Origin of the sequence: Bdellovibrio bacteriovorus, assembly GCF_048286975.1 — a bacterium.
Taxonomy (GTDB): domain Bacteria; phylum Bdellovibrionota; class Bdellovibrionia; order Bdellovibrionales; family Bdellovibrionaceae; genus Bdellovibrio; species Bdellovibrio bacteriovorus_H.
Genome location: NZ_JBLVRT010000001.1, coordinates 1,642,784 through 1,669,330 on the forward strand (window position 1 = coordinate 1,642,784; position 26,547 = coordinate 1,669,330).

At 51.1% G+C, this 26,547-nt stretch carries 23 protein-coding genes; 17 read left to right on the forward strand and 6 right to left on the reverse strand.

Annotation, left to right across the window (positions count from 1 at the left end; all coding sequences use genetic code 11):
- The first annotated feature begins 2 nt into the window (after nt 1-2).
- Both ACNQKP_RS08030 and ACNQKP_RS08035 read left to right on the forward strand, forming a co-directional pair.
- Nucleotides 3-3,218 carry an efflux RND transporter permease subunit gene (locus ACNQKP_RS08030; protein WP_417864001.1) on the forward strand — a complete coding sequence of 1,072 codons (3,216 nt, stop codon included), beginning with the start codon at nt 3-5 and terminating at the stop codon, nt 3,216-3,218.
- Nucleotides 3,219-3,272: 54 nt separating this feature from the next.
- Entirely contained in the window at nt 3,273-3,794 is a 522-nt protein-coding gene (locus ACNQKP_RS08035; protein WP_417864003.1) for a MarR family winged helix-turn-helix transcriptional regulator, read from the forward strand.
- Nucleotides 3,795-3,860: 66 nt separating this feature from the next.
- Here the strand turns inward: ACNQKP_RS08035 and ACNQKP_RS08040 are convergent, their stop codons facing one another.
- Nucleotides 3,861-5,291 carry an Ig-like domain-containing protein gene (locus ACNQKP_RS08040; protein WP_417864004.1) on the reverse strand — a complete coding sequence of 477 codons (1,431 nt, stop codon included), beginning with the start codon at nt 5,289-5,291 and terminating at the stop codon, nt 3,861-3,863.
- A 195-nt stretch (nt 5,292-5,486) separates the two neighbouring features.
- Between ACNQKP_RS08040 and ACNQKP_RS08045 the strand changes: the two genes are divergently transcribed.
- Together ACNQKP_RS08045 and ACNQKP_RS08050 are read left to right on the forward strand one after the other, a co-directional pair.
- Nucleotides 5,487-6,278 (forward strand): TIGR02147 family protein, encoded by a 792-nt coding sequence (locus ACNQKP_RS08045; RefSeq protein ID WP_417864005.1) that lies wholly within the window; start codon nt 5,487-5,489, stop codon nt 6,276-6,278.
- A complete protein-coding gene (locus ACNQKP_RS08050) occupies nt 6,279-6,920 on the forward strand; it encodes a hypothetical protein (protein WP_417864006.1) in 642 nt (213 codons plus the stop codon).
- Between the two features lie 50 nt (nt 6,921-6,970).
- Here the strand turns inward: ACNQKP_RS08050 and ACNQKP_RS08055 are convergent, their stop codons facing one another.
- From ACNQKP_RS08055 to ACNQKP_RS08075, 5 genes are all read right to left on the reverse strand, one after another.
- Nucleotides 6,971-8,119, reverse strand: coding sequence for an aminotransferase class V-fold PLP-dependent enzyme (locus tag ACNQKP_RS08055; RefSeq protein ID WP_417864008.1), 1,149 nt, complete (start codon nt 8,117-8,119; stop codon nt 6,971-6,973).
- A 63-nt stretch (nt 8,120-8,182) separates the two neighbouring features.
- Nucleotides 8,183-8,779 (reverse strand): hypothetical protein, encoded by a 597-nt coding sequence (locus ACNQKP_RS08060; RefSeq protein ID WP_417864009.1) that lies wholly within the window; start codon nt 8,777-8,779, stop codon nt 8,183-8,185.
- A 109-nt stretch (nt 8,780-8,888) separates the two neighbouring features.
- Nucleotides 8,889-9,662 carry a hypothetical protein gene (locus ACNQKP_RS08065; protein WP_417864011.1) on the reverse strand — a complete coding sequence of 258 codons (774 nt, stop codon included), beginning with the start codon at nt 9,660-9,662 and terminating at the stop codon, nt 8,889-8,891.
- Between the two features lie 247 nt (nt 9,663-9,909).
- On the reverse strand, nt 9,910-10,743 hold the full coding sequence (locus ACNQKP_RS08070; protein WP_011165421.1) for a flagellin: 834 nt from the start codon (nt 10,741-10,743) through the stop codon (nt 9,910-9,912).
- A gap of 566 nt (nt 10,744-11,309) precedes the next feature.
- Complete coding sequence (locus ACNQKP_RS08075) at nt 11,310-11,570, reverse strand: hypothetical protein (RefSeq protein WP_417864012.1); 261 nt, start codon at nt 11,568-11,570, stop codon at nt 11,310-11,312.
- Between the two features lie 58 nt (nt 11,571-11,628).
- On the opposite strand from ACNQKP_RS08075, the gene clpB reads away from it, so the two are divergent.
- The 13 genes from clpB (at nt 11,629) to proS (ending at nt 26,423) form a co-directional block, all read left to right on the forward strand.
- Nucleotides 11,629-14,217, forward strand: a complete 2,589-nt coding sequence (clpB, locus tag ACNQKP_RS08080) for an ATP-dependent chaperone ClpB (RefSeq protein ID WP_417864014.1) — start codon at nt 11,629-11,631, stop codon at nt 14,215-14,217.
- A gap of 116 nt (nt 14,218-14,333) precedes the next feature.
- Nucleotides 14,334-14,717, forward strand: coding sequence for a methylglyoxal synthase (locus ACNQKP_RS08085; RefSeq protein WP_011165416.1), 384 nt, complete (start codon nt 14,334-14,336; stop codon nt 14,715-14,717).
- A 91-nt stretch (nt 14,718-14,808) separates the two neighbouring features.
- Nucleotides 14,809-15,921, forward strand: a complete 1,113-nt coding sequence (locus ACNQKP_RS08090; protein WP_417864016.1) for a CapA family protein — start codon at nt 14,809-14,811, stop codon at nt 15,919-15,921.
- Nucleotides 15,922-15,975: 54 nt separating this feature from the next.
- Nucleotides 15,976-16,482: a hypothetical protein gene (locus ACNQKP_RS08095; RefSeq protein WP_088564429.1), complete on the forward strand. Its 507-nt coding sequence runs from the start codon at nt 15,976-15,978 to the stop codon at nt 16,480-16,482.
- 43 nt (nt 16,483-16,525) lie between these two features.
- Nucleotides 16,526-17,020: a hypothetical protein gene (locus tag ACNQKP_RS08100; protein ID WP_417864018.1), complete on the forward strand. Its 495-nt coding sequence runs from the start codon at nt 16,526-16,528 to the stop codon at nt 17,018-17,020.
- A gap of 84 nt (nt 17,021-17,104) precedes the next feature.
- Entirely contained in the window at nt 17,105-17,431 is a 327-nt protein-coding gene (locus tag ACNQKP_RS08105; RefSeq protein WP_011165412.1) for a CZB domain-containing protein, read from the forward strand.
- Between the two features lie 309 nt (nt 17,432-17,740).
- Complete coding sequence (locus ACNQKP_RS08110) at nt 17,741-18,937, forward strand: hypothetical protein (protein WP_417864019.1); 1,197 nt, start codon at nt 17,741-17,743, stop codon at nt 18,935-18,937.
- Nucleotides 18,938-19,022: 85 nt separating this feature from the next.
- Nucleotides 19,023-19,622 carry a riboflavin synthase gene (locus tag ACNQKP_RS08115; RefSeq protein ID WP_417864020.1) on the forward strand — a complete coding sequence of 200 codons (600 nt, stop codon included), beginning with the start codon at nt 19,023-19,025 and terminating at the stop codon, nt 19,620-19,622.
- A 2-nt stretch (nt 19,623-19,624) separates the two neighbouring features.
- Nucleotides 19,625-20,755: a 3,4-dihydroxy-2-butanone-4-phosphate synthase gene (ribB, locus tag ACNQKP_RS08120; protein WP_011165409.1), complete on the forward strand. Its 1,131-nt coding sequence runs from the start codon at nt 19,625-19,627 to the stop codon at nt 20,753-20,755.
- Nucleotides 20,755-21,294, forward strand: a complete 540-nt coding sequence (gene ribH, locus ACNQKP_RS08125; protein WP_011165408.1) for a 6,7-dimethyl-8-ribityllumazine synthase — start codon at nt 20,755-20,757, stop codon at nt 21,292-21,294. Before ribB ends, ribH begins: the two co-directional genes overlap by 1 nt.
- A 15-nt stretch (nt 21,295-21,309) precedes the next feature.
- On the forward strand, nt 21,310-23,514 hold the full coding sequence (locus ACNQKP_RS08130; protein ID WP_038448268.1) for a sensor histidine kinase: 2,205 nt from the start codon (nt 21,310-21,312) through the stop codon (nt 23,512-23,514).
- 17 nt (nt 23,515-23,531) lie between these two features.
- The gene (locus tag ACNQKP_RS08135; protein WP_417864022.1) at nt 23,532-24,905 is read left to right on the forward strand and encodes a sigma-54-dependent transcriptional regulator; all 1,374 of its coding nucleotides are present in this window, start codon (nt 23,532-23,534) and stop codon (nt 24,903-24,905) included.
- An 18-nt stretch (nt 24,906-24,923) separates the two neighbouring features.
- Nucleotides 24,924-26,423 (forward strand): proline--tRNA ligase, encoded by a 1,500-nt coding sequence (gene proS / locus ACNQKP_RS08140; protein ID WP_417864024.1) that lies wholly within the window; start codon nt 24,924-24,926, stop codon nt 26,421-26,423.
- Nucleotides 26,424-26,547 lie beyond the last annotated feature (124 nt).

Genomic DNA, 26,547 nt, shown 5'->3' on the forward strand with positions numbered 1-26,547 from the left:
TCATGAGTTTACCTAAGTTATCCATCAGCCGTCCTATATTTATCACCTGCGTGACCATCGCCATGGTGGTTGTCGGTTGGGCCTCCTTCAAGTCCATGTCCGTGGATCTTTATCCGGACGTTTCCATTCCGGTTGTAACCGTGCAAACCGTTTATGCGGGTGCGGGTCCTGCCGAGATTGAAACCCTGGTCAGCCGTCCTATTGAAGAGGAAGTCAGCACGATTTCCGGTATCAAACGTCTGACCTCCAAATCCCTGGAAGGTGTTTCCCAGGTTATCGTTGAGTTCAACAGTGAAGTGGACGTCAAACACGCCGAGCAGGAAGTGCGCGACAAGGTCAATCTTGCCAAAGCCAAACTGCCTGACGACGTTGAAGATCCTCTGATCAAACGTTTCGACCCGGCGGACACGCCGATCCTGACAGTATCTTTGACTGCCAAGGATCTTGGGGATGCGGCATTGTTTGATATCGCCGACCAGTTCGTGAAACCGCGCCTTGAGCAGGTTCGTAACGTGGGCGCAATCGAGATCATCGGGGGCCGCGAGCGTGAAATTCACGTGCTTCTGGATCGCAAAAAACTGCGTGCCCGTGAGATCTCTGTATCTCAGGTGGCGGCGCAAGTGGGCGCTTCCGGTCAGAATATTCCTTCCGGTAAAGTGAATCAGGGCGAAAAAGAGATGGTCTTCCGTGGTCTGGGTGAGTTCTCATCCGTACCGGAAATCTCGGACACTTTGGTAAACCTTTACGGGAATGAAGTTCCAACCCGCGTGGCGGACTTGGGTAAAGTTGTCGACACACTGGCCGATGAAAAATCCCGTGCCTATGTGGACGGTGAAAAATCCCTGTTCCTGCAGGTTTATCGTCAGTCCGGTTCCAACACTGTGAAAGTGGCTCAGGACGTGATCAAGCAGATGAAGCGCATTCAGCCTGAGCTTGAAAAAATGGAAGGTGCACCGGTTGTCGCGGTCATGACAGATGCTTCTGTGAAGATCTCTGACAACTTGTATGACGTTTACGAGACGATCATCATCGGTATCCTTCTGACCGTTATCACGGTGTTCTTCTTCCTGGGAAGTCCGCGTTCCACTTTCATTACGGCGTTGTCTGTTCCAATCTCTTTGATTGGTGCGTTCATGGTTATGAAGATTGCCGGATTCTCTATCAACATCGTATCCATGCTGGCATTGACTTTGGCCGTGGGTCTGTTGATCGATGACGCGATCGTGGTTATTGAAAATATCTATCGTCGTATGGAGCTGGGTGAAGAATCCCTGACGGCGGCGGAAAAAGGGACTACGGAAATCCAGATGGCCGTTATGGCGATCACTCTGGTGGTTATCGCGGTGTTCGTGCCAGTGGGTACGATGTCCGGAACCATCGGTCAGTTCCTGAAACAGTTTGGTATGACTGTCGTGTTCTCGATGGCCATCAGCTGGTTCGTGGCGATGACTTTGATCCCGATGCTGACAGCGTATTTCGGTGGCTCCGGTCACGGTGGCGGTCATGACAAGCATAAGCCTGCGGGTCTTTATGACAAGACTCTGGGCCGCATGGTGAAAGGTTTCGACCGTTTCCAAACCATGCTTGAAAACCTGTACGTGAAACTTTTGAATGTATCCCTGGATTGGCCGAAGGTGACTATCGGTCTGACCATGGTGGTGTTCTTCGTGAGTATCTATACGGTGACAAAAGTTCCGGGCGCGTTCATTTCGGATGATGATTCGGGTGAGTTCTCTGTGACTTTGGAACTGCAGCCAGGCACCAGCTTGGATGGTACGGAAGAAGTGGCTCGTCAGGTCGACAAGATCCTGCACGACAACCCGGAAGTTCGTTTCACCACAATGATCGTGGGCAGCTTGTACGGGGAGTCCAATAAAGCCAGCTTCTATGTGCGCATGAAAGATGGCAAAGAACGTGGACCTCTGACAACAGAGCAGTTCCGTGACAAAATCCGCGGTCAGTTGACGCATTTGTCCTCGGCAAATCCGGTTGTTAAAAAGTATGACGCAACTGGTGGTATGGGTGGTCAGCCATTCATTCTGAACATTATTTCTGCGGATCCGGTGGAATTGGAAAAAGCCGGCACAAAAATGTATGAACTTTTGAAGAAGGATCCACGTCTAAAGGACGTCGACTCGAACTATCGCCCGGGTAAACCTGAAATGCAGGTTCACTTGAAGCCAGGCGCGGCCAAAGTGTTCGGTATCAACACCAGCACCATGGGTGGCGAGCTTCGTGCCCAGGTGGAAGGTTTGACTCCGGCAAAATTCCGCGAACGTGGTCGTGAGTATGAAGTTCGTGTTCGTTTGCAGGAAGATCAGCGCGACTTGATGAAAACGTACAATGACGTTTATGTTCCGAACGTGAACAGAAAGCTGGTGCGTTTGAGCGATATCGCCAAAGGTGAGGTGGAATCCGGACCGGCTTCCATCGAACGTCAGGACCGTGGTCGTTACATCCAGATCACAGCAGGTCTTGCGCCTGGTGCGGGTTTGAGTGATGTGGTGAATTCAGCTGTGGCAGCAATGACCACGGGTGAAAATGCTCTGCCTCCAAGTGTGCGATATGGTTTCGGTGGTGATGCGGAAAACATGCAGGAACTGATGACATCCACGGTGATGGCACTGGGCTTTGCGATTCTGTTCATCTATCTGATCCTGTCATCGCTGTATGAGTCCTTCATCACGCCGATCACGATCATGGTGGCGTTGCCACTGGCTCTGTGCGGTGCCTTCCTGGCGCTGTTCCTGACCGGTGAAGTTCTGACGATCTTTGCGATCTTCGGGTTCTTCATGTTGATCGGGGTGGCGGGTAAGAACGGTATTTTGCTTGTCGATTTTGCCAAGCAGATGATGGCAGAGGGTAAAAACCGCCGTGAAGCTTTGATTCTGGCTGGTAAAACTCGTCTTCGTCCGATCCTGATGACGTCCTTCGCACTGATTGCCGGGGTTATTCCGGTGGCGATCGGTATGAATGCGGCTTCCAAAACGCGTACGGCGATGGGGGTTGCGATCATCGGGGGTATGATTTCATCCACAATCCTGACTTTGATTGTGGTGCCTGCGGTGTTCACTTACGTGGACAGATTCCGTGTGTGGGCAAATAACTTTGGCGCAAGATTCACTTCCCAGAAAAAGATGGAAGAGAAATCAAGCGACGCGGTGATTGAAGAGGAATCCGGGAACCATGACGACAAAGGCATGATTCCGGCTAAATAGTTCAGTACCGGGCGGGAACATTTCCCGCCCTTGTTTTCAGATATTGGAGGCCTTATGGCAAAATTGTTCATTCAAGATATTCCTTCCCGTGAAGAGGTTCATACGTCTTTGACGACGCTGCCGGTGGCGGCAGAGCCGGATTCCATGGCGGTATATTCCAATCTGCTGTTCCTGAAAGTGGCCAGTGAGATTGAAAACAGCCTCGACAGTCTGCTTTCCAAATACAACCTTTCCAGCGGTCGCTTTATGTTGTTGTTCATGCTTCGAAACGCGCCTGCGGGATTGCGTCCTTCCGAGCTGGCCAACCAGGTGGGTGTAACCCAAGCCACGATTTCAGGTTTGATCAACAGCCTAGAAAAAGCTGAATTGGTGGTTCGTGAGGGGCATCAGTCTGACGGTCGTTCCTTCGTGATTCGTCTGGCACCGAAAGGTGAGCAGGCCATCCAGGATATCTTCCCTCAGTGGTATCCGCGGATCGTGAATTTCTGGAATGTCGTTTCCAACGAGGAAAAAAGCAGCCTGAACGGTCTGATGGAAAAGATGATTCAGAACAAGTCTGCTTTGACACCAAGATAGACGCTGGAAACTGGAAACTGGAAATTTGAGATTAGAAGAAAAAGGCCGTCTTGCGACGGCCTTTTTCTATTTGTACACGCAGCGGAAGGTGAAGTTGGAAGACACCGTGGTTTCGCTTGGGTCCAAGCGGGTGCTGAAAAGACCGGATGAATCCTGATAGGTGGCCGTGCCTCCGCGGGTGATGGGATAGGGTGCGCCTGCGGCAGTGAACAGGGATCCTTTGCCGTAGCCGCAGTAATCGTTGGACACGGTGATGTCATCGCAGTTCGTAGCCGGACCAAATGTGTTACGAATGGCTCCGGCCATGGTGACCGCATAGCTTGATGCGGAGTTGGTATAGTCGCCCTTCACCCATTCATGGGCATTCCCGGCCATATCCCAAACGACATCACCACTTGGCAGCACATGGGTGCGGCGCTGGAGGTTCCATACCGTGCTGCTGCAGGTTTGTCCTGTTCCCGTGCAGCCTTGATTATCATCTGTCGACGGCGCCAACGGACTGGCCGGAGTACCATCACTGTGTCCACGGCTGATACGACCCACGAAGGCTGTTCCCGAACTCCAGTTGGCATTGACTGTGGTGATGTGTCGGGCCGTGGCCTGCCATTCGTCGTTGCTGATCAGGTCATAGCGTGCTCCGTTGAGTTGGCATGCCGTTACTGCTTGGGGACGAGTGACACTGACCCAGGGGGTTCCGGTTCCCTGAGGAATAGCTTTGCCAGAGCCATCATTTTTCGCTTCATACTTCATCACGCAAAAATCGGTTGTTGTGTAGGGCGCCATTGCGGCAACACGACTGTAGCCTGTCGGGCATGTCAGAGGAGCATGATAAGAAAAAGCCGGTCCTGAAACCGCAGTGCTGATATTGCCAGCGACATCTGTGACACGAATTGAGGCATAGTAAGGAGTTCCATCAGTTAGTGTCAGTCCCGTAAAAGTCTTGCTGTGGCCTGTGACTACGGCCCAGGCCACGACATCATCGGTTCCGGAGTTGGAGCCGACGGCTATTTCATACTGTTTAATCCCTGAATGTCCGTCCGTGGCGGCAGTCCAGGTGATTTCCGGAGATGTGGTGCTGTCTGCCGTCGCGACACTGTTCGATACCACGGGTGGAACAGGGGCAATGTCATCGAAAAGTCTTTGCAAAGTGTTTGAAGGCGAGTTTCCGTACCCATCAGCTGTCAGAGCTGCCGATGCCGGGATGGAAATGCTGACGATTCCGGAGGCATTCGGAGTCACGGTAAGAACGTACTCTTTTCCGGAGCCGGTCACACTGACGGTGCCATTGATGATTGAAACTGCCGCAGCGTCGAAATTGACCATGGATTCGGAAAATGTGGCAATCACCGTAAAGGGTGAGGCATTAATGTTATCGGCACTGTCGCTGGCAAGAATGGTTTCCGGTGTTTTTAGTTGTAGTTCCATCTTCCTGAGCATTTCTGCATCCAGGGTGCAGCCCGCCAGGATAAGACTGAATAAAGCGATCATACGTGCCATGGGATCTCCGATCGTATCCCTGTCTTTTCGGTCTCTTTATTTTTCCGCTTGATCTTCTTGGAGCGATAATGTGAGTTTTGGAGCGTTCCTAGAATTAGGTTTGGAAAGTCGCTCCAATTCGTTGGTAACTTCTGGAGCACTTATGACAGAACTGACTTGTAGGAGCCTCTATTGTCTATATAGGATCGGGGCCGCATGGAACTGTTAAAATTTCTAAACACCCGAGATGTCCTCTTGGCTGACTATCAGATTCGACGAAAGAAAAACCCGCGCTTTTCCCTGCGTTCTTATGCAAAGCTGCTGGGAATTTCAAGCGGAAGACTCAGCGATATTTTGAACGGCCGCTCTCCCTTGACGGAAAAGAAAGCTCTGGCCTTGGTGGAAAGGCTTTCGCTTGAACCCTTTGAAAAACAGCACTTTTTGAGGCTGGCTGAAAATGAAGCATTACAACGCTCCGAGGGGCGTACTGTCCGCGGGCGCAAGAAGTCAGCAGCTTATCGACTCCGTATGGATCAACTGGCCCTGATCGAAGAGTGGGAACATTTCGCGCTGATGTCATTGATTGAAACCAGCACTTTCCGCTTTGACAAAAAATGGATTGCCCGCAAGCTGGGTCTTACCCAGGCCCGTCTTGAAGAAGTTCTGGAAAAACTATTGTCTTTGTCTTTTGTGGCGATTGATTCCACAGGTCAGCTTAAAAATGTGCACCGGGCGATGTCGACTTTGACTGACATTCCATCGGCGGCGTTGAAAAATGCCAACACCAGCTGCATTATGCAGGCTTTGGAAAAGATGCACTCCGTGGATGTGCTGGATCGGGATATCACCTCGATGACTTTCCCGGTGGATCCTCAGCAAATTAAAGAGGCGAAAAAGCTGATTCGCGAATTTAAGGGAAAGATGGCGAAGCTCATGAAAAAGGGTTCAACGTCAGAGATCTATAATCTCAATATTCAACTGGTGCCGGTTTCGGAACTGGGGGTGTAGATGAAACAGTTGTTGTTTGTGATTTTATGTTTTCTTCCAGTTGCGGCAATGGCCGGTGGTGATGAGGGCGTTTTTGATCGCGGTAATGGCGGCGATGTCGTTATCTGTGGCACGGGGCCGGGTCAGACTCATGAAGTGCTGGACATGCACGAGTTTCCCCGCTGGGGCTTTTTACCAGTCGAGTTTTCAGGAAATGGCGGGCGTGAAGTTCTGGGTGAAGTTTTGCACCGTATAGGTCTTCAGTATCCTTACGTTGAAAAAGCCCTGCAACACGAGCTTGAAGTTTTCTGGAAGGAAGTGGCCTTTGTTCCTGCGTCCTCTATTCCGGAAGTGAATGACGAAGGCGGGTATCAGCTGAAAGAGGGATGCATTCTGAAGCAGCTGGCTGTGCAGTGGTCAGAAAACTCCAGCCAGGGGCGACGTTATCTGATTGCCGCTGACTATTGGGGACGGTTAGACAGTCGCAATCAGGCGGCATTGCTGATTCATGAAATGATGTACCGTCTTTTGGTGAGAAGCCAGGTGGGTTTGCCTGCCAGCAGCAGTGAATTGCGTGTTTACGTGGCTTTCTTTTTCTCTCAGGAGCTTTTGACGGTCAGCCAGCCCATCGAATTGCCGCCAGCATTCAGAAAGATCCGTTAGTTCTGAACTTGGTCTTCGTTGGATTTTTTCAGGCGGTGGCCTCGACCTTTCTACAGACGCTCAATCACGCTGCGAACATCTTCAGCGTCGTGATACAACCCAAAGCCGAAACGCAGGCGGTTCTTGCGTGAATCCACGTGCACTCCGCGGGCGTCCAGTACCTGCACCAGTTTCTGGCAGTCCTCGGTGGAGGGCAGATCAAACGTCAGGAAGTGACCGTGGTGATCCAGGTCCAAAGCCATCAGGCGGGAACGGTTCAGCAGCGGGTGCTTTTTTTGTTCCAGTTCCTGCAAGAATACTTTTTGGTTGTTTTGAATGTGCTTGTGAATGGCGGTGACACTGAGACCTTCTTTTTTGAAGGTCTCTAGCGAGGCAATCAGGCGATACAGCGCCGAAAAGTCCATGGTACTGCCCGCGTACTGAAGGGCATCGGTCGGATAACCCACTTCATTTCCCACGGCAGAAAGCTTTGAAAGTTCAGCAAACCAGCCGGTGTGAAACGGACGGTGACGGGTGCCCGGAGGGACATACAGGAAGCAAGCCCCTTCGCCCCCTTGGGCGTATTTGTAAGAACCGGCCAGATAGAAGATGCGGCTTTCCAGAGCTTTTAGATCCGTCGGCACAGCCATAAAGGCGTGATAGCCATCCACCACGAACAAACTGTCAGAAGGGGCTGCCTTCACCAGACGGTGGATATCGCAAGCCAGCCCAGAGTTAAAGAACACCTGGCTGACAAAGACCAGATCCCACGACGTTGATTTTACCGCCGCTTCAAATCTTTCATGGAAGGTTTCAAAGGGCAGAGTGGGTACTTTCACCACTTCGAACTGGGACATTTCAGACAGGCGGTTGATCTGACGGTCGAAACTGTAAAATTCAGAATCAGTGGTCAGAATGCGCAGCTTTTTATCCCAGTTCAAAGAACTCAGCAGACGAAAGACAAATTCATGTGTGTTCGGAGCAAAGACAATCTGCTCAGGATGGGACAGGTTCAGATTTTCGGCGATCAGCTTTTGCGCCTGGGGAACCTTGGTGGAAAAAATGTGGTTCCATTTGTTGTCGACATATTTGCAGGAATCATCCCAGTACTGCAGGTGGGCTTCACGGGTGGCATCGGGCCAGTAGTGGTGACTGTGGCAGGCAAAATGGATCTGGTCCGGATGGGCATCAAGGAAGCGTTTGTAGAGGTGCTTGTACATGCCCTGATGATAATAAAAAAGGGAGTCAAAGACTCCCTTTTTTATTTGCTGTGTGCGCAGCGACTAGAAGTAACCTTCGTCATCACCGAAGTCTTCGTCGTCTTCATCGTCATCGTCGTCGCCATCATCATCGTTTTTGGAAGTGATGTCTTCTTCGATTTCCTCGTCTTCTTCTTCGATGGAGCCTTCGCCTTCTTCAGACTCTTCTTCATCATCCCATTCGTCATCTTCAGAAACAGCTTCTTCTTCGATGTCGATCATGCTGTCGATTTCAGCTTCATCGTCAAAGTCTGCAGTCATGTCTTCAACCTGAGGTTTAAGAACTTCAACAGCAGCGATACCACCTACAGCTGCAGCGGCTTTTTTAGGAGCAGCTGATTTTTTTGCAGCAGGTTTCTTGGCAGCTGGCTTTTTAGCAGCGGCTTTTTTCGCAGGCTTCGCAGCTTTTTTCACAGCTGCTTTTTTAGGAGCGGCTTTCTTAGCTGGCTTAGCGGCCTTTTTTGGAGCTGCTTTTTTAGCCGGCTTAGCCGCTTTTTTTGCAGTCGCTTTTTTAGCTGGTTTAGCAGCTTTCTTAGTTACTTTTTTTGCGGCAGCTTTTTTAGCAGGTTTCGCTGCTTTCTTAGCTACTTTTTTCGCAGGTTTTGCTTTTTTCTTTGCCATGATTCGCTCCCTGAAATGTCCTGGTTCAATAATGGAAATGCCCCCTTAGACTAGCGAGAATTAAGGGGGCATGCAAATCAAAATAGAATGACGGTGGGGACGGTCTTGTTTACTTGATAACCCCACTCAAGTGGTCATCGATGATCTTGGCCAGATCATTTGGAAGGATGAAGGACAGGAACAGGCCGCCATTATAGGCGCCGGATTTAGGGACAATCGTGAAATAACCCAGGGTGCGGGTCGCGGCAGCGTTCTTAAGAGGGTAAGTCAGGCCCAAAAACGCCGGGAACAAGGAACTTTCGATAAACATTCCGACCGCATTCACTCCGAAATACAGATAAACCTTGTTGTCCGAGTTCGGATTCAGACCCAGCCCAAGGGATGGAAGCTCTCCGCTTGGCATCATTGGCAGGTTGTTACCATTTGGCAATTTAGTCGCCGGCAGGGTTGTAACGCGATCTTTAACGATCAGTTTCAGCGGAATGCTGACCGCCACACGTGCTTTCTGCTGGGAATCCATGACCGTCTTGATCTGAACGCCCTTCACTTGCGGCACATCTATATAAAGGTTGCTGAATGCACCTGGCAGGGGGAGGTACAGAAGCAAAGCGTTGTTGGCTTTGTCGATACCCAGTACCTTTTCATTTTCATAGGTGCCGCCGCCCACATATCCATTCAGATCCATTTTGTCGTAAGCACTTGGAGGAGCCGGCTCTGTCGGAGCTGGTGTGCCACCTTGACCGGAGTTGCTGCCATCACTGGACCCTTGGCTGGTGTTCCCAGTTCCTGGCAGTGACTCGAAACCTCCCTGTTTGCCACAGGCGGCAAGAGCTGCGGTGGCGAAAAGAGCGACCATCAATCTTGCTGTGATATGTTTAGCCATACAAAACCTCCATGCTTCTTCCATATTTTTCGGAAGGTTTTCACCTAGACTTTAGCTAAATATTTGAAATTATTGGTAAAAAAGTTCTACACTTTTTTGATGCTAATTATCTAGGCAGGCCTGGCTGGAAAAACTTTGAACATTAAAAATGAAAAAGGGGAGCTCGGCGGCCGCCGGTTCCCCAAAAATAAAAAACCCGGAAGGTGTAAACCCTCCGGGTATAAAGTTTGAACTTTTAGCTTTCAGACTAACCGATCAGCTTAAGAGCCAATTGGTTGGACTGGTTGGCTTGAGCCAAAGTGGATGTACCAGCTTGCAACAAGATGTTGTTACGAGTCATCTCGGAAGATGCCTGAGCAACGTCTGTGTCACGGATACGGCTGTTAGCTGCAGACAAGTTCTCTTGAGCAACACCCAAGTTGTCCACTGTAGAAGTCAATCTGTTCTGAAGGGCACCCAGGTTGGCGCGAGTTCCAGAGATTGAAGTCTGTGCATTATCCAGCATACCCAAAGCTTCCTGAGCGCCTTCTTTAGTGGAGAAGTCCACACCAGACAGACCCAGAGCATCCAAAGTAGCCACGTTTTCAGAAGCGTTGAAGGAGATACGATCTTCTTCAGAGTTGTTGAACAAACCTACTTGGAAATCGAACTTCGGAGAAGAACCATCCAATAGTTTTGTAGTACCCCAAGTTGTTACAGAAGCAATACGCTGCATTTCTGATTTCAACTGTTGAACCTCTTTATTCAACATACCACGCTCTGTTTCACCAACTGTATCAGAAGCAGCCTGGATGCCCAACTCACGTAGACGAACCACGATGTTACCGATCTCGTTCAGACCACCCTCTGCAGTTTGAACCATGGAGATACCATCGTTCGCATTGCGCTGAGCTTGAGCAGCAGATCTGATCTGAGCTTTCAAGCCTTCAGAGATCGCCAAACCTGCAGCGTCGTCAGCAGCTTTATTGATGCGGCTGCCGGAAGCAAGTTTCGCCATAGAGTCGTTGATCTGTCTTTGAGAACCGACCAAGTTACGTTGAGCATTAAGTGCGCTGATATTTGTTGTTACTCTCATTCCCATTTTAAATTCCTCCGTTAATATTTATTTTTCATATTCATTACCTTCCTTGATTTGTTTTGTTGGCATCAGCGAAACCTACTTTCGCTTTGCCGGCACTGACATCCGAGTCGGTGCTTATAATGGCCTTTTTATTTTTGGGCTTTAACCCTCGCTTTGCTTAGTCCGCTTTCAGGGCTTTGCCCTTTCTGCTCCTGCGCTCTGCGCGTGAACAATCTATTGTTCTATTTCAGTTTCATCCTTGAAGGCCCTCCTTTCGGTTCAGCAAGAGAGTGACCATCTCTCTTGACTCCTTCTGAGTGAATCGTTGATGTGCATTAGATCGGGATTTGGTACGAGCTCTTGACAGGACGTCGGGCGGGTTTTGTTTGTTTTTCACAATACTGGCCGTAAGACAGATCGGGGATTCAGGACGTAGGATTGTCCTGAATCATTTGTACACAGTACTTTCAGAGGGAAAAATCGAATTTGTCAGGACTTTGGCTGAGTCAATTTTCTGAATGGGGATAAAAGGCTGAGGCTGGGCGCTGACCGCAAACCCGCTGCTGGCGTGCAAAGGAACAGAATTTTCAGTCTATCTCGATGAAACGGCAGAAGGCCATGTTGCCGGCCAGTTCATACTGATGAGTTTGTGTGGCTTTGAGGTGATGAAGGGGATTGTACCCAATGGTGCAGACAACTTTTTCGCCGTCAAAGTGGGAACAGTCCTCACAGGAAAAGCGTGTGTCATATTCCAGATAGTCCTTGGGGTTGACGCGGTCTTTTTTAATGGATGGATGCAGGCGTGGCTGCGWTTTGCCTTTACCTTTGGGATTTACGATACCTGCCACTTTGACCGCCTTGACATTGCTGAAATAAGACTCATCCTTTATTCCAGATGGAGGGTTTATGAGCAACGATATTGAAAAAATGACGCGAAAAAGCCAGGAGGCCATGCAGGCCGCCGCGAGACTGGCTGAGCGCAAAAGCAGCCCCTCTGTAGAGCCGGAACACCTTCTGATGGAGCTGGTGCAGCAGACCGAAGGCATAGTTCCGCGCATCCTCGACAAATTGAATGTTCCTCAGGCCCAGTTCCTTGCGGAATTGCGGACCAAAATTGATAAATTCCCTCAGGTGACGGGCGGCGGGCAAAAGATGTTTGCCAGCCCTCGCCTTGAAAAGATTTTTCAGGCGGCCGAAACCGAAGCTCAGGAGTGGGGTGATTCCTATATCTCCACCGAGCACTTCTTTATGGCCATGCTGAAAGGCGGGGACTCTGAGCTGAACGGGCTGTTTAAGAAAAACAAAGTCACGGCGGAGGCGGCACGCACAGCCCTGACTGAAATTCGCGGAAAACAAAAAGTGACGGATGATGATCCGGAAAACAAGTACGAGGTTCTGAACAAGTATGCCCGTGATCTGACCGCGTTGGCGGCCGAGGGCAAGCTGGATCCGGTGGTGGGCCGTGATGAAGAAATCCGCCGCGTGGTGCAGGTTCTTTCCCGTCGCACCAAAAACAACCCGGTCCTTATCGGGGAGCCTGGGGTGGGTAAAACCGCCATTGCCGAAGGCCTGGCTTTGCGTATCATCAAGCACGACGTGCCGGACAATCTGGTGGGCAAAAAACTGATGTCTCTGGATATGGGGGCGTTGATCGCGGGCGCTAAGTACCGCGGGGAATTTGAAGACCGTCTGAAGGCGGTGATCAAAGAAGTCACCTCCAGTGATGGCCAGATTATTCTGTTCATCGACGAACTGCACACCCTGGTGGGCGCGGGTAAAACCGACGGCGCCATGGATGCAGGGCAGTTGCTGAAACCAGCCCTGGCGCGCGGAGAATTGCGCTGTATTGGTGCCACCACTTTGGATGAGTATCGCAAGTACATCGAAAAGGATGCGGCTTTGGAAAGACGCTTCCAGACTGTGATGGTCGAGGAACCAAGTGTTGAAGACGCCATCACCATCTTGCGTGGCCTGAAGGAAAAGTACGAAGTCCACCACGGTATTCGCATCACGGATGCGGCCTTGGTGTCGGCGGTGAAATTGTCTCATCGTTACATCACCAACCGTTTCCTGCCGGACAAGGCGATCGATTTGATAGACGAAGCGGCCAGCAAGCTGGGTATTGAAACCCGCTCGGTGCCGGAAGAAGTCGACAAGATCGAACGCGAGCTGATGCAGTTGCGCATTGAAAAAGAGGCGCTGAAAAAAGAAAAAGACGAAAGCGCCCGCGAGCGTCTGGCGGTGATCGATAAAGAAATCACCGAGCTGAACGCCAAGAACCAGTTGCTGCGGGAACAGTGGGAATTTGAAAAAGGCGGCATTGAGGGCATTAAAAAACTCAAAGCCGACATCGAGGACCTGAAGGTGGCCGTGGCCAAAGCCGAGCGCGAGGGCGATCTGGGCAAGGCGGCCGAACTGAAATACGGAAAGCTTCCTGAGGCCGAGAAAAAACTCAAAGCCCTGGAAGGGCGCAGCAAGGAAGGCGCGAAATCCTCTTCAGAAAACCGCATGCTGAAAGAAGAAGTCGGTCCTGAAGATGTGGCCGAAGTCGTCGCGAAGTGGACGGGTATTCCAGTCAGCAAAATGCTGGAAAGTGAATCCCAGAAACTGCTGCACATGGAAGATTCTCTGAAACACCGTGTGGTGGGTCAGGATCATGCCCTGACGATTGTGGCCGATGCCATTCGCCGGGCCCGGGCCGAGATTTCAGACCCGAACCGTCCGATCGGAACCTTTATGTTCCTGGGTCCGACAGGTGTGGGTAAAACTGAAACCGTGAAGGCCTTGGCCGAATTCCTGTTCGATGACGAACAAGCCGTTGTCCGTATCGACATGAGTGAATATATGGAAAAACACGCTGTGTCCCGTCTGATCGGCGCGCCTCCGGGCTATGTCGGTTATGAAGAGGGTGGCCAGCTGACGGAATCAGTCCGTCGCCGTCCGTACAGTGTGGTGCTGCTGGATGAGGTTGAAAAAGCCCATCCGGATGTGTTCAACATCCTGTTGCAGGTTCTGGATGACGGTCGTTTGACCGACGGTCAGGGGCGCACGGTGGATTTCAAAAATACCGTGTTGATCATGACCTCGAACGTGGGTTCACAGTCGATTCTGGATCCGGGCATGTCGGAAAATCAGAAGCGTGAAGCGGTCAACGAAGCTTTGCGTGAAAGATTCCGTCCGGAGTTCCTGAACCGTATTGATGAGATCGTGATGTTCAAGTCCCTGGGCGAAGCGCAGATTTCCGGCATCGTGAAGGTGCAGTTGGATCTGGTCGCACAGCGACTGAGAGCAAAAAAGATCGGCATCGACTTCAATCAGGAGGCCATCGACTTCCTGGCGAAGAAAGGCTACGACCCGATTTACGGTGCAAGACCTTTGAAACGTGTGATTCAGACCGAACTTCTGAATCCACTTTCCAAAGAGATCATCTCTGGCAAAGTCAAAGCCGGAGACACCATCCACGTCAAAGCCAACGGAAGCACCCTGACCTTCTAAGGTGCCTGGTTGTTTTTTCTGGCTACACAGCATCAAGCCCTGTCTCAACGAGGCAGGGCTTTTTGCTTCTTAAGCGATAACATGACAATTGAGTTTTACGGGAATAGAGTGAAGAAATGAAAAAACAAAAGAAAAAGACATTGGCCTTGATTGCTCACGACGGAAAGAAAGCTCTGATGGTTTCTTTCGTGCGTGATCATCTGGAGACTTTCAAAAACTTCACTTTGGTGGGCACCGGCAATACTGGCCGCCTGATCCAGGCCGCGGGATTGAAAGTCACACGCAGGCTTTCGGGGCCATTGGGTGGGGACGCCCAGATCGCTGCCGAGGTTGCGACTGGCAAGTGCCAAGGCGTGATCTTTTTCCGTGATCCGCTGGGCATGCATCCCCATGACCCGGACATCTCGATGCTGATGCGAATCTGTGACGTTCATAACGTTCCTTTGGCGACCAATCCGGCGACGGCTGAGCTGCTGATTACGGGCCTTTCCCACGACTAGAACTGTCAGGGTTTTAGACACCTTTTGCATTCTTTTCCGTTACAGGCCTGTGGGTTGAGAAACCCCTCTGCCGAGGGCATCCTCACGGGCTATGCGTCTGAATAAAGCCTTCCTCATTGCCAGTCTGATCTTTGCTACGTCCGCTCACGCGAACAAAGGCGCGAACTGCGCCGATGGTTCCGTGGTACTGGGGTTTGCCGGGGACATTCTGGTTCACGATGCTCTTTACAAAAATATTCTGCCGAAACAGAACTTCACCAGTCTTTGGAGCAAAGCCATTCCTTTGTTCAACAAGGCCGATTACATGACCGTGAATCTGGAAGGCCCGGCAGCGGTCGGTATCGATAAGGCCGGTCGTGATGTGGGAGATCAGGGTTTCACCTATGATCTGAACGTGTATTCAGGAACTAATTTTTCCTTCAACTTCCATCCGCAGATTCTGCGGGATCTGAAAAACTCCAATATTGATCTGATCAGCACCGCCAACAATCATTCTTTGGATCGCCAATGGCGGGGAGTGGATCGCACGATTGAGGCCGCAAAAAATATCGGCCTTTCCACGGTGGGCACAAGACCGTCCTATGCGTCGAACGAAAATTTCTATCACTTGGCAGATGTGCGTGGCTATCGCATGGCCTTTGTCGCCTGCACCGAGGCAACCAATGGGATTGCTGATACGAAGAACCAAGTTCTTTCCTGTTATGGCAAATCCCAGCAGGTCGAGACATTGATCCGTCAGTTGCGCGCTCGTGGCGATGTTGACGGTGTGATTGTGCTTCCGCACTGGGGTGTGGAATACAGCCACAAACCGGACAAATCTCAAACGGCTTATGCCAAGCGGTTCCTGGAAGCGGGCGCTGTGGCAGTTGTGGGATCTCATCCCCATGTCTTGCAACCTTGGGAAAGCTATCGCACCAGTGACGGTCGTCTGACGATGATTGTGTATTCCCTGGGGAACTTCCTGGCATTCCAGGCAGGCACCGAAAAGAAAACCGGCGCCGTTGTCTATCTGCATTTGGGACGCGATGTGCAGGGTCGCACGCAGGTGCTGACATCCTATTACACGCCGACGTACCGCGATGGTTACACCGTTTATCCGATCAGCAGCAAAGGTTCCAAGGACGCCCTGAAAGAAGCCGCCCGTCACCTGGGCACGCAGAACCGTCTGGAGCCAGACCAGAAAATCCCGCACTGCAATCAATAAGAATTCGTTTTTCAGGCCCTGCCAATGTGTGCTTCAATAGTGGCAGGAGATTTTATGGAAGCCACCACCGCATTCTGGCGTAAATGCAGTTCCTGCAAGAAGCCCATCAATTATGGTTCGAAATATTTCGTCTGCAGTGTTTCCACCTGCAATAACGAACGCACGGGCTATGTCTTTTGCAGTGTACCTTGTTTTGAAACACATCTGCCAGGGGCAAGACACCGCGATGCCGGGGCCGTGGAAAAGGTTGCTCCCAAAGATGCGGCGGCCGCTGAAGAATCCCATCAGCGCGCTCCGGCCCGTATTATTGTCAAATCCCCGACGGCATCGACTTCGTCAGCTCCGGCAGGCAGTCTGGCTGCAGCTCCTCAGGAAGTTTTGATCATCGCTTCTCGTTTGAAGGACTATATTCAGGCGCGGTCTGAATACAATACTTCGGCTTCGGTGATGGATGTGCTTTCGGATCACGTGCGCATTTTGTGTGACCGGGCGATTGAAAATGCACGGGCTGACGGGCGCAAGACGGTGATGGATCGCGATTTTGAATTCTTGAAAAAGTAAAACATGTTGAGCGGGGCCCGAGGTCCGCAGAAAGTGAAGCAGTATGAAAAAGTATATCGGTGCGGTGTTGATGGCTCTGATATTTTCAAGTGCAGCCCAGGCTTCGTATGTTTCTTATGACTTAAGTGGTTCAGCCGGTTCCCGTGATGGCGAATCCTACAGCGAGATTCATCTGGGCTTGAATTACTTCCCGGTGAACTGGTTCAACTGGAGAAACTCCATCTTCACACAGTTCGGATCCCAGATTAACACCGTGTATGGCTTGGACACCGCAGGTCTTTTCAATTACGAGATGTACAACAGCAGCCGCACTTTGGGGATTGAGCTTTATGCCGGTCCGGGATTGCGTTTTGCCTCTGAAAATTCCAACGCGGCGTTTGGAGTTGCCGGGATCACCTTCGGCCTGGGTGGTTTGCGCATCGGTGGAGGTGTTCAGCAGTTCCAGTATTTCGAGGATCGTAAGGATAAAAACGATTTCACTCTTAATAAAAGCGAGACCCAATACTTTATCACATTGTCCGGTGGCGGAAGCTTCTAAAACTGGCTGATTTTTTCTTAAGTCATGATCTGCATCATACAGTGAGAGGGATTCGCTCCGACAAGAGCGTCGGAGGAATCCTACATGAAGACTAACGACATCGTTCTGGCGCACGCCAAATACAAACTCAGCCTCAGAAATTTTGTGGAAAACGGTTCAGAGCTGCAGGTGCCTGATGAAGATCTGCTTTTCTGGTTGCGGGACAACAAGCGCAGCCTTTCACATCTGCCAGCATTTCAACATCTGGAAAAAGAACACGAGGCTTTCTGCAACTATGTTTCTGCCGTGCTGACGCTGGTTGATGCCGGGCAGAGATCGCAGGCCCGGGAGCTGATCAAGAGTGAAATGTTCGTGCTGTTGTCCGAGGAAATTGTCAGCAGCATTGCAGTTCTGGAGCGGGCGGCGAAGTAGCCGTCCGAAATTTCTTTATTGGTATTTCGTTTTTTTGTGATCATTGTTTTGACGTTCAGAGTATTCACACTAGTCATCACGCCATTCAACTTTTCTTAAACAGTCTAAACATTCGACAAGGCAATATTTTTTTATAATTGCTGTTTTCAAGCCTCGCGAACAATTTCAAACACTTAGCGTGTCTCAAGGTGAAACCGGTTTCGTTTTTGCAAATGAGTCCGCAAACTTACACCCGGTTTAAGGTCCAGCCTTTTCATTCCGTATACTGTGCAAGAACCGCCTCGATAGATGGAGTGGAAAGGGAATATCATGAAATCACAAGGCACAGTAAAATGGTCGAAACAAATTTTCAAAGCAGGCGTGATGATCGCCGGCGCGGCCATGACAATGGGAAATCAGAAGTGCGAACAAAAGCAGGCTGAAGTTCCGGTGCGCAGTCTTAAGAAGATTGTGGAGATGGGCGCGATCCGCTCCAGTCCTCTGATCTTCCCTAACGGTTCTTTCGATTTCCAATTTGTTGCCAACGAACAGATATATGGAGTGCTCATGGAGAGCAAAGAATTCGCGCTAAGATACGCGCCTCCAATCGCTGTTCCCCCGGAGCAGGCACGCAGCGGGGATCAAAGCTTCTTCAATCTGACCAAAGCGGACGGTCAGATGATGAAGGCGTTCGCGGAAGCTGTCGGCAAGGACAACTATGATGTGCAGTACGCACAAACCGCGTGGTGTATGGTGAACATTCCACAGGCGAAACTTTCCGGTGCGGTGAATTCATTTGAATTGATCGGCGGTGGTGGTCTGACTGTTGGTTTCACCCCGGCTGGGAACTATTCCACGAATGGACTGGCTTCGGCGGGCTTGAATGTCGAGTGGGCGCAGCTGGATCTTTCCATGATGGCGACTCGTCCGCTGACCTCGAAAGTCATGACAGCCGCCAATGTGACGACAAAACAAACCAAAACCAAAGTGAACTTCGGCCTGAATTTCGGTGCCTTCACCATTGGGCCCAGTGCTTACTATCAGACTCCGCTGGCGCAAGTGACCAAGAATGCATTGGTCAAAGCGGTGGGTGAACTGAACGCCGGTTTGAAATCGGAAGAATGGCATACCCGTGTGATGGCCAATCACGACACGCATCTGGTGATCGTGGGTGGTTTGGATGTGGGCCTGGAAGCGGGCGACCAGTTGTTGGTTTATAACGAAGACTACTATTGGGAAGGTGAGCCTTGTAACTCGAAGTACCTGGGTGGTGGGGCCGCGGCAGGTTCGGCTGTTGCCAAGATCGAGATCGACTGGGTGGGTGATGAAATCTCCCGTGGACGCGTGATTGAACAAAATGCCAATAACGCGGTTATTGGAGCCAAAGTAAAACTGTTCCAGTTCCATGCGGCGGATTATAAACCCCAGGATCCGGGTGTTCAGCCGGTGGATTCCTCCACGCCAGGCACTCAGACCCCGTCCAAGCCGATTGGCAATCAAAACCCGGGAAAACCAGGCCGCGGCTAGGGCTTTCTCAGAGTGTAAAAGTGCCACTTTCCTTGCCACGGGCAGGGGAAAGATGTAGGGTCTCGGCCACAAGCTTGAGGCCCCTATGTTTTCTGGAATCGTAGAATCTGTGATGCCCATTGAAAGCTCTGAAGAGCTGACCAATGCCTATCGTATTAAAATCAAAAAACCTTCTGAATTCAATGACATAAAGCTCGGCGACAGCATTGCCTGCGACGGCGCCTGCCTGACCGTGGAAGCTTTTGATGATCAAACCATGACCTTTGCTTTGGCGGCTGAGACCATCAAGGTTCTTGAATGGAACCCGCAAAGCTGGCTGGGTAAACAAGTCAATCTTGAGAGATCTTTGCGTTTTGGCGACCGTATTCACGGCCATCTGGTGACCGGTCACGTCGACAGCCTGGGGACTGTGACCCGCGCGGATCTTGACGGGGAGTCCTTCTTCCTGGATGTGAATGTGGCAGAAACCATTTTGCCTTACGTTTGGAAAAAGGGCAGCGTGACCCTGAACGGGGTCAGTCTGACCGTCAACGAACTGCAGGGTTCGGTGGTGTCTGTCTGCTTGATTCCAGAAACTTTGAAACGCACTAACTTGGGACTGCTTAAGCCGGGCAGCCGTATCAACGTGGAGCCTGATTACATGGCTCGCGCCATCCAACGTTCTTTGGAAGTCAGAAAGGGCTAACAATGGAATTCAATACAATCCCTGAGATCATCGATGATGTTCGTAACGGCAAGATGGTCATCCTGGTGGATGACGAGGATCGTGAAAACGAAGGCGACCTGATTCTGGCCGCTGAATTCGCGACGCCACAAAATATCAACTTCATGGTGAAAGAAGCCCGCGGCCTGGTGTGTCTGTGTCTGACAGCCCAGCAGGTCGAGCGTCTGCAGCTTCCATTGATGGTGCGTGATGATCTGAACTTTGCGCCGAACAAAACGGCGTTCATGGTCAGCATCGAAGCTTCTGAAGGGATTTCTACCGGTATTTCCGCTGCCGACCGTGCGCTGACGTGCCGAGTGGCTGCGAACCCTCATGCAAAACCCTCTGACATTCACATGCCTGGTCACATCTTCCCAATCCGCGCCCAGCAGGGTGGGGTTTTGAAGCGTGCGGGTCACACAGAAGCCAGCGTGGATCTGGCCCGTCTGGCGGGTTTGAATCCGGCAGCCGTGATCTGTGAAGTGATGAACGATGACGGCACAATGGCTCGCGTGGGTGATCTGCGTGAGTTCGCAAAAAAGCACGACATCAAAATTGGCACGATCGTGGATCTGATCGCTTATCGTCTGGCGAATGAAACTTTGGTGGAAGAGCTGCACAGCGTTCCACTGCCGGCGTCTTTTGGTGAAAACATGCAGGCGCGTGTTTTCCGCAGCACCGTGGATGGGTTGGAACATTTGGTGATTCAAAAAGGTGAAATCAAGAAAGATCATCCGACCCTGGTTCGTGTTCACGTGGACAACTTCACCCGTGATTTTATGGCGGTGGTTCAGCGTGGGGCTTCGTCCGTGCTTGAAAGCATCAAGGCGATTTCCCAGGAAGAAAGCGGTGCATTCGTGCTTCTGCGCGGGAACAACCGAACTTCCGGTCTGACTCAGGAGCTGAATGTTCTGGTGGGTCTTGAGGACATCCGTCCGACGACGCCGTTGATGGATGAACGTGACTACGGCATTGGTGCGCAGATCCTGCGTGAGATTGGCGCGAACAAAATCCGCCTGTTGACCAATAAGCCTGAAAAGAAAGTCGGCCTGAAGGCCTTTGATATTGAAATCGTTGAAATTGTCGCAATGGAAAACTTGAAGGGACCAAAATAATGGGAAAAATCAAAGTTGGTGTTGTCACCGCTCGCTGGAATCAGGAAATCACCTCTAAACTTGAAGAAGGCGCGATCAGCTATCTGGAGGCCTGTGAAGACGTAGAGATCTTTGCGGCTTTGGTTCCGGGCGCGGTGGAAATCCCATTGGCGTGCCAGGCTTTCCTGGAAGCGGGTTGTGACGGCGTTGTGGCTTTGGGTGTGGTGATCCGTGGTGACACTTCTCACTATGACTATGTTTGCAACTCTGTGACTGATGGCGTAACTCGCCTTATGCTTGATTACAAAAAACCGATCGGTTTCGGCGTTCTGACGACTGAAAACGAAGAACAAGCCCTGGCTCGTGCGGGTGGTGATCACGGTAACAAGGGTGAAGAAGCGGCTCAGGTGACGATGGAAATGATCGGCCTGACTCAGGAAATCCCTGCGGCCATGAAGACAGCTCTTATGTTGGCTAAAAAAGCCCCTGCGAAGGCAGCCAAGAAGCCTGCAAAAGCTGCGGCAAAAACACAAAAAAAGAAGAAAAAAGTAAGAAAGTAATCTAGCATGGGGCCTATGGAAAATACGCCCCTTAAGGATGAGTTTCTTCCTCCTGGCCCCCAGGAGTTTAAAAAGCGACGCCGCGAGATCATTTTGGTTCTTGTGGTGTCGTTTTTATTTGGTCTGCTGACGTGGTTTGAGATCCGCCTGTTTGCCACCAGTCAGCAGCTTCCGTTTGTTCACAGTATCTTCTTCTTCGGTCTGGTGAACTTCAACATCATCCTGCTTTTGCTTCTGCTGTTCATGATCTTCCGCAACGTCGTGAAGGTCTTCGTGGAAAGACAGGGCAAAGTCTTTGGCTCAAGCTTAAAGGCCAAACTGGTTGCGGCCTTTGTGGCGTTCAGTTTTATTCCGACCGTGCTGATGTTCATCATCTCGGTCTTTTATATCAACTCCAGCTTCGACAAATGGTTCAGTGCGAAAATGGCCGGGGTCCTGAAAAGCTCCATCGAAGTCACCAACGCTTACTATTTCAACGCCAAGAAAAAGAACTATCACTTCGCCCATCAGATTGCAGATTCTCTTCGTCCGCTGCGTGATCAGCGTGCCATCGAAAAAAAGGTGGAACAGCTGCGCAAGGATTTCAGCCTGGATGCGGTGGAGTACTATCCATCCCTGTTCGGCAAGCGCGTGGTGGTGTCGGCCGAAGATGACACCGTACCAACGGTGCCGGCAGTGTCTTTGGAGTTCCTGCAAAAGGGGATCAAGCTTCAGGCCGAAGCCAGTATCATTCACCAATTTGGTGACGGCAATCTGGTGCGCGTGATTGTGCCCGTCCAAGAGGGCGCCGAGCGGGGCGCGGTTGTCGTTTCAAGCTTCCTGCCGCTTTCATTGATTTCCAAGATGAATGACATCTCGACAGCGTATGATGAATTCCGCGATATCAATCCGCTGGAATACCCGCTGAAGTCGATCTATTTGTATATTTTGGTTCTGATGACCTTCGTGATCCTGCTGGCGGCAACCTGGTTCGGATTCTATCTGGCAAAACAACTGTCAGTGCCGATCGTGCAACTGGGCCGCGCCACCCGCCGGGTCGCCGGGGGGGATTACACCCCGCTGGAAGTCAAAGCCGGTTCTGAAGAGATTGCTGACCTGATTCAAAGCTTCAACTCGATGACGGGGACTCTGGAAAGCACGCTGGCCGAACTGGATCAGCACGCGCGGTACACGGACACGGTTCTTAAAAACGTCAGCGCCGGGGTGATCTCGGTGGACAGGGCGGGGATTGTAACGACGATCAATCGTCATGCCGCCCAGCTGTTGCGTGTGGATCCGGAAAAGTACATCGGGCATTCGGTGCGTGATCTGCTGACGCTGGAGTATTTCCGCACCTTCGCGGAGCTGCAAAAAACCATGCACGATCATAAGATCGAAAGTTTGCAAAAAGAGCTGCGCCTGAATGTTCAGGGGGAAGCGATCCCGTTGCAGGTGACCTTGTCGATGTTGAAAGATGAAAAGGGCGAAGACATCGGTAAGATTCTTGTCTTTGATGACATGTCCCCGATTGTGAACGCCCAGCGTGCGGCAGCGTGGACCGAAGTGGCCCGTCGTATCGCGCATGAAATCAAAAATCCGCTGACGCCGATCAAACTTTCTGCCGAACGGCTGCAGCGCAAGTTCGGGGGCTCGATCACGGACCCGGCCTTCAGCGAATGCACCACCATGATCGTGAAACAGGTGGATGGACTTAAAAATCTGGTGAATGAGTTCAGCAACTTTGCCCGCTTGCCGCAGGCCCGTCCGGTGGTGGCGAATTTGAACTCGGTGGTGGAGGAATCCCTGGGGTTGTACCGTCAGGCCCACCCGCAGATCGACTTTGAGTTCAGCAAGGACCTGGAACTGCCGGACTTCAAGTTTGACCCGGACCAGATCAAGCGTGTTTTGGTCAATTTGGTCGATAACTCAGTTTCCGCTGTTGCAAAAGAGTCACAACCCAGCGTGAAAATCACCACGCGCTACGATAAAGACATCAAAACCGTGCGCATGACGGTGGCGGACAATGGCGAAGGCATCCCCGCGGCGGATCGAAGTCGCATTTTTGAGCCATACTACTCTACAAAAGAGGGCGGAACTGGGCTAGGATTGGCCATTGTGAAAAGGATCATCGAGGATCACAACGGGTTTATTCGGGCCACGGCCAATGAACCCAAAGGTATCAAGATGGTTATTGAAATGCCAGTGAACGAAGTCGGCGCATGGAAGCCGTCTGAGTCCTAGCAAGAAAAGAGGTCGTTATGACGGCACTGAACACGAAAATTTTGATTATTGACGACGAAGCACCGATTCGTGATGTGCTTTCCGCATCTTTGCGTGATGAAGGCTATCAGGTTTCTTTGGCTCATGATGGTGAATCGGGAATCCAGGCGATTCGTGACGTTCAGCCGGACATCGTGTTTTTGGATATCTGGATGCCGGGCAAGTACGACGGTATCGAAGTTCTGAATCTGGCGCGCAAAGAGTTTCCTCACGTGGAGTTTGTGATGATCTCCGGTCACGGAACCATCGAAACCGCGGTGAAGGCGACCAAACTGGGTGCCTGGGACTTTATCGAAAAGCCTCTTTCCATGGACAAGATCCTGATTGTGATCTCCAACATCCTGAGCTACCAGCAGCAGAAGGAAGAAAAAGCGCTTCTGTTGAACAAGCTTCGTAAATCCATCGCTTTGATCGGCGAGGCCCCAAGCATCGTGGCGACGAAACAAATCATCGCGCGTGTGGCACCGACCAGTTCCTGGGTTCTGATCCAGGGTGAAGCGGGTACCGGCAAAGAGCTTGTCGCGCAGAATATCCATTACATGAGTTCCCGCGCCAGCCGTCCGTTTGTTGAAATCAACTGCGGTGGCATCCCCGAGGACCTTCAGGATTCAGAAATTTTCGGAATCGAAAAAGGGGCTATGCCGGGCGTTGAACGCACGAAAAAAGGCAAACTGGATCTGGCTTTGGGTGGAACGCTTTACATTGCTGAGATCGGCGAGCTGAATCAGGCGGCGCAATCCAAGCTGTTGAAGTATCTCGACAGCCGTACCTATACCAGAGTGGGTGGCACGGAATTGATCGAAAATGATGTTCGTGTGATCGCAGCCTCCTCGAAGGATCTTGAAAAAGAAGTGAAAGACGGTCGTTTCCGTGAAGACCTTTACTATCGTCTGAACGTGATTCCTTTCCGCGTGCCTGCGCTGAGAGAGCATCCCGAGGACATCCCGGTGCTTGTTTCCTATTTCTCTGACAACGTTTCCCGCGAAAGCGGTTATCCGAAAAAAGCGTTTTCAGAAAAAGGCGTGGAAAAAATGCTGGCCTATCAGTGGCCGGGCAACGTTCGTGAACTGAAGAATTTTATTGAGCGCGTGTACATTCTGACTCCGGGCGATTTCGTGGACGTTCACGATTTGCGTTTCGCGGGTCTGATCGACAAAGACGACGAAAAAGCGGTGGAGATGCAGGATCTTTCCACCTTCCGTGAGGCACGCGCCCAGTTTGAAAAAGAATATCTGCTGCGCAAGATTGGCGAAAACAGCGGCAATATTTCGCGCACAGCAGAGGTTATTGGTCTGGAAAGAAGTTACCTGCACCGAAAGATCAAAGCCTACGGAATTGATACGAAAGAATAGAAGGAAAGAGACAGCAAGATGGCAGATACAGCAATTACCCCGACACGTTCTCAAAACTATCCAGAGTGGTACCAGCAGGTGATCGTTGCCGCTGATATGGCGGAAAACTCTCCGGTGCGCGGTTGTATGGTGATCAAACCCTGGGGCTATGCCGTTTGGGAAAACATGCAGGGCGTTTTGGACCGCATGTTCAAAGAAACCGGCCACGTGAATGCCTATTTCCCTTTGTTGATCCCGTTGAGCTTCCTGGAAAAAGAAGCGGCTCACGTGGAGGGCTTTGCGAAAGAATGCGCAGTTGTGACTCATCACCGTTTGAAAGGTGATGGCAACGGCAAGCTGATCCCTGATGGCGAACTTGAAGAACCATTGATCATCCGTCCTACGAGCGAAACAATCATCGGTCACCAGTTTGCAAAATGGGTGAAATCTTACCGTGATCTGCCGATTCTGGTGAATCAGTGGTGTAACGTGATGAGATGGGAAATGCGCACGCGCATGTTCCTGAGAACTGCCGAATTCCTGTGGCAGGAAGGTCATACCGTTCACGCTACGGCCAAGGAAGCTCAGGAAGAGACTTTGCAGATGCTGAATGTCTATTCTGACTTTGCAGAACAATACATGGCGATGCCGGTGATCAAGGGCATGAAAACTCCGGATGAAAGATTCCCGGGCGCGGTGGACACTTACACGATCGAAGCGCTGATGCAGGATAAAAAGGCCCTGCAGGCGGGTACTTCCCACTTCCTGGGTCAGAACTTTGCCAAGGCTTCCGAGATCAAATATCTAAGCGCTGAAGGCAAGGAAGAGTTTGCTTGGACCACATCCTGGGGTGTTTCGACCCGTTTGATCGGTGGTCTGATCATGACCCACAGTGATGACAATGGATTTGTGGTTCCACCAAGACTGGCTCCGTTGCACGTGGTGATCATTCCGATCTATCGCAACGACGAAGAGCGTGCTCAGGTGCTGGACTATGTAAAATCTTTGGAAAAAGACCTTAAAGCCCAGAACTATGTGGGTTCTTCCGTGCGCGTGAAGATCGATGATCGTGACATGCGTGGTGGTGAAAAAGCATGGCAGTACATTAAGCAGGGTGTTCCTGTGCGTGTTGAAGTGGGTCCTCGTGACATGGCAAAAGGCGAAGTCTTTGTCGGCCGTCGTGACCGTGGTCCGAAAGAAAAAGCTTCCATGGAAAGAAACGCATTCGTGGCAAACATCACGAATCTTCTTCAGGAAATGCAAGATGGTCTATTTGAGCGTGCGAAACAAATGCGCGATGCAAGCATCAAAACCATCACGAACCTGCAGGACTTTGAAAAGTACTTCTCTGGTGGTGAAAACACCGCTCCGGGCTTTGCCAAGGTCCCTTGGTGTGAAGCCGGGATGGGGCATGAGCTGCTGGCGCAGTTGAAAGTGACTCCGCGCTGTATGCCGCTGGATCAGGAGCCGGTACAGGGCAATTGTATTTTCTCCGGGAAACCCGCGACAAAGTGGGTTTTGTTCGCAAAATCCTATTAAGCAAAAGGCCCTCTTCCGAGGGCCTTTTTATATTCACATCAAAGAATTATAAAATCTTGTGTTTCCCTGTGCTGTTCGGGAAACATTTCTCTGTGAACACTTTGAAGTCTTGTCGTTGAAGGTG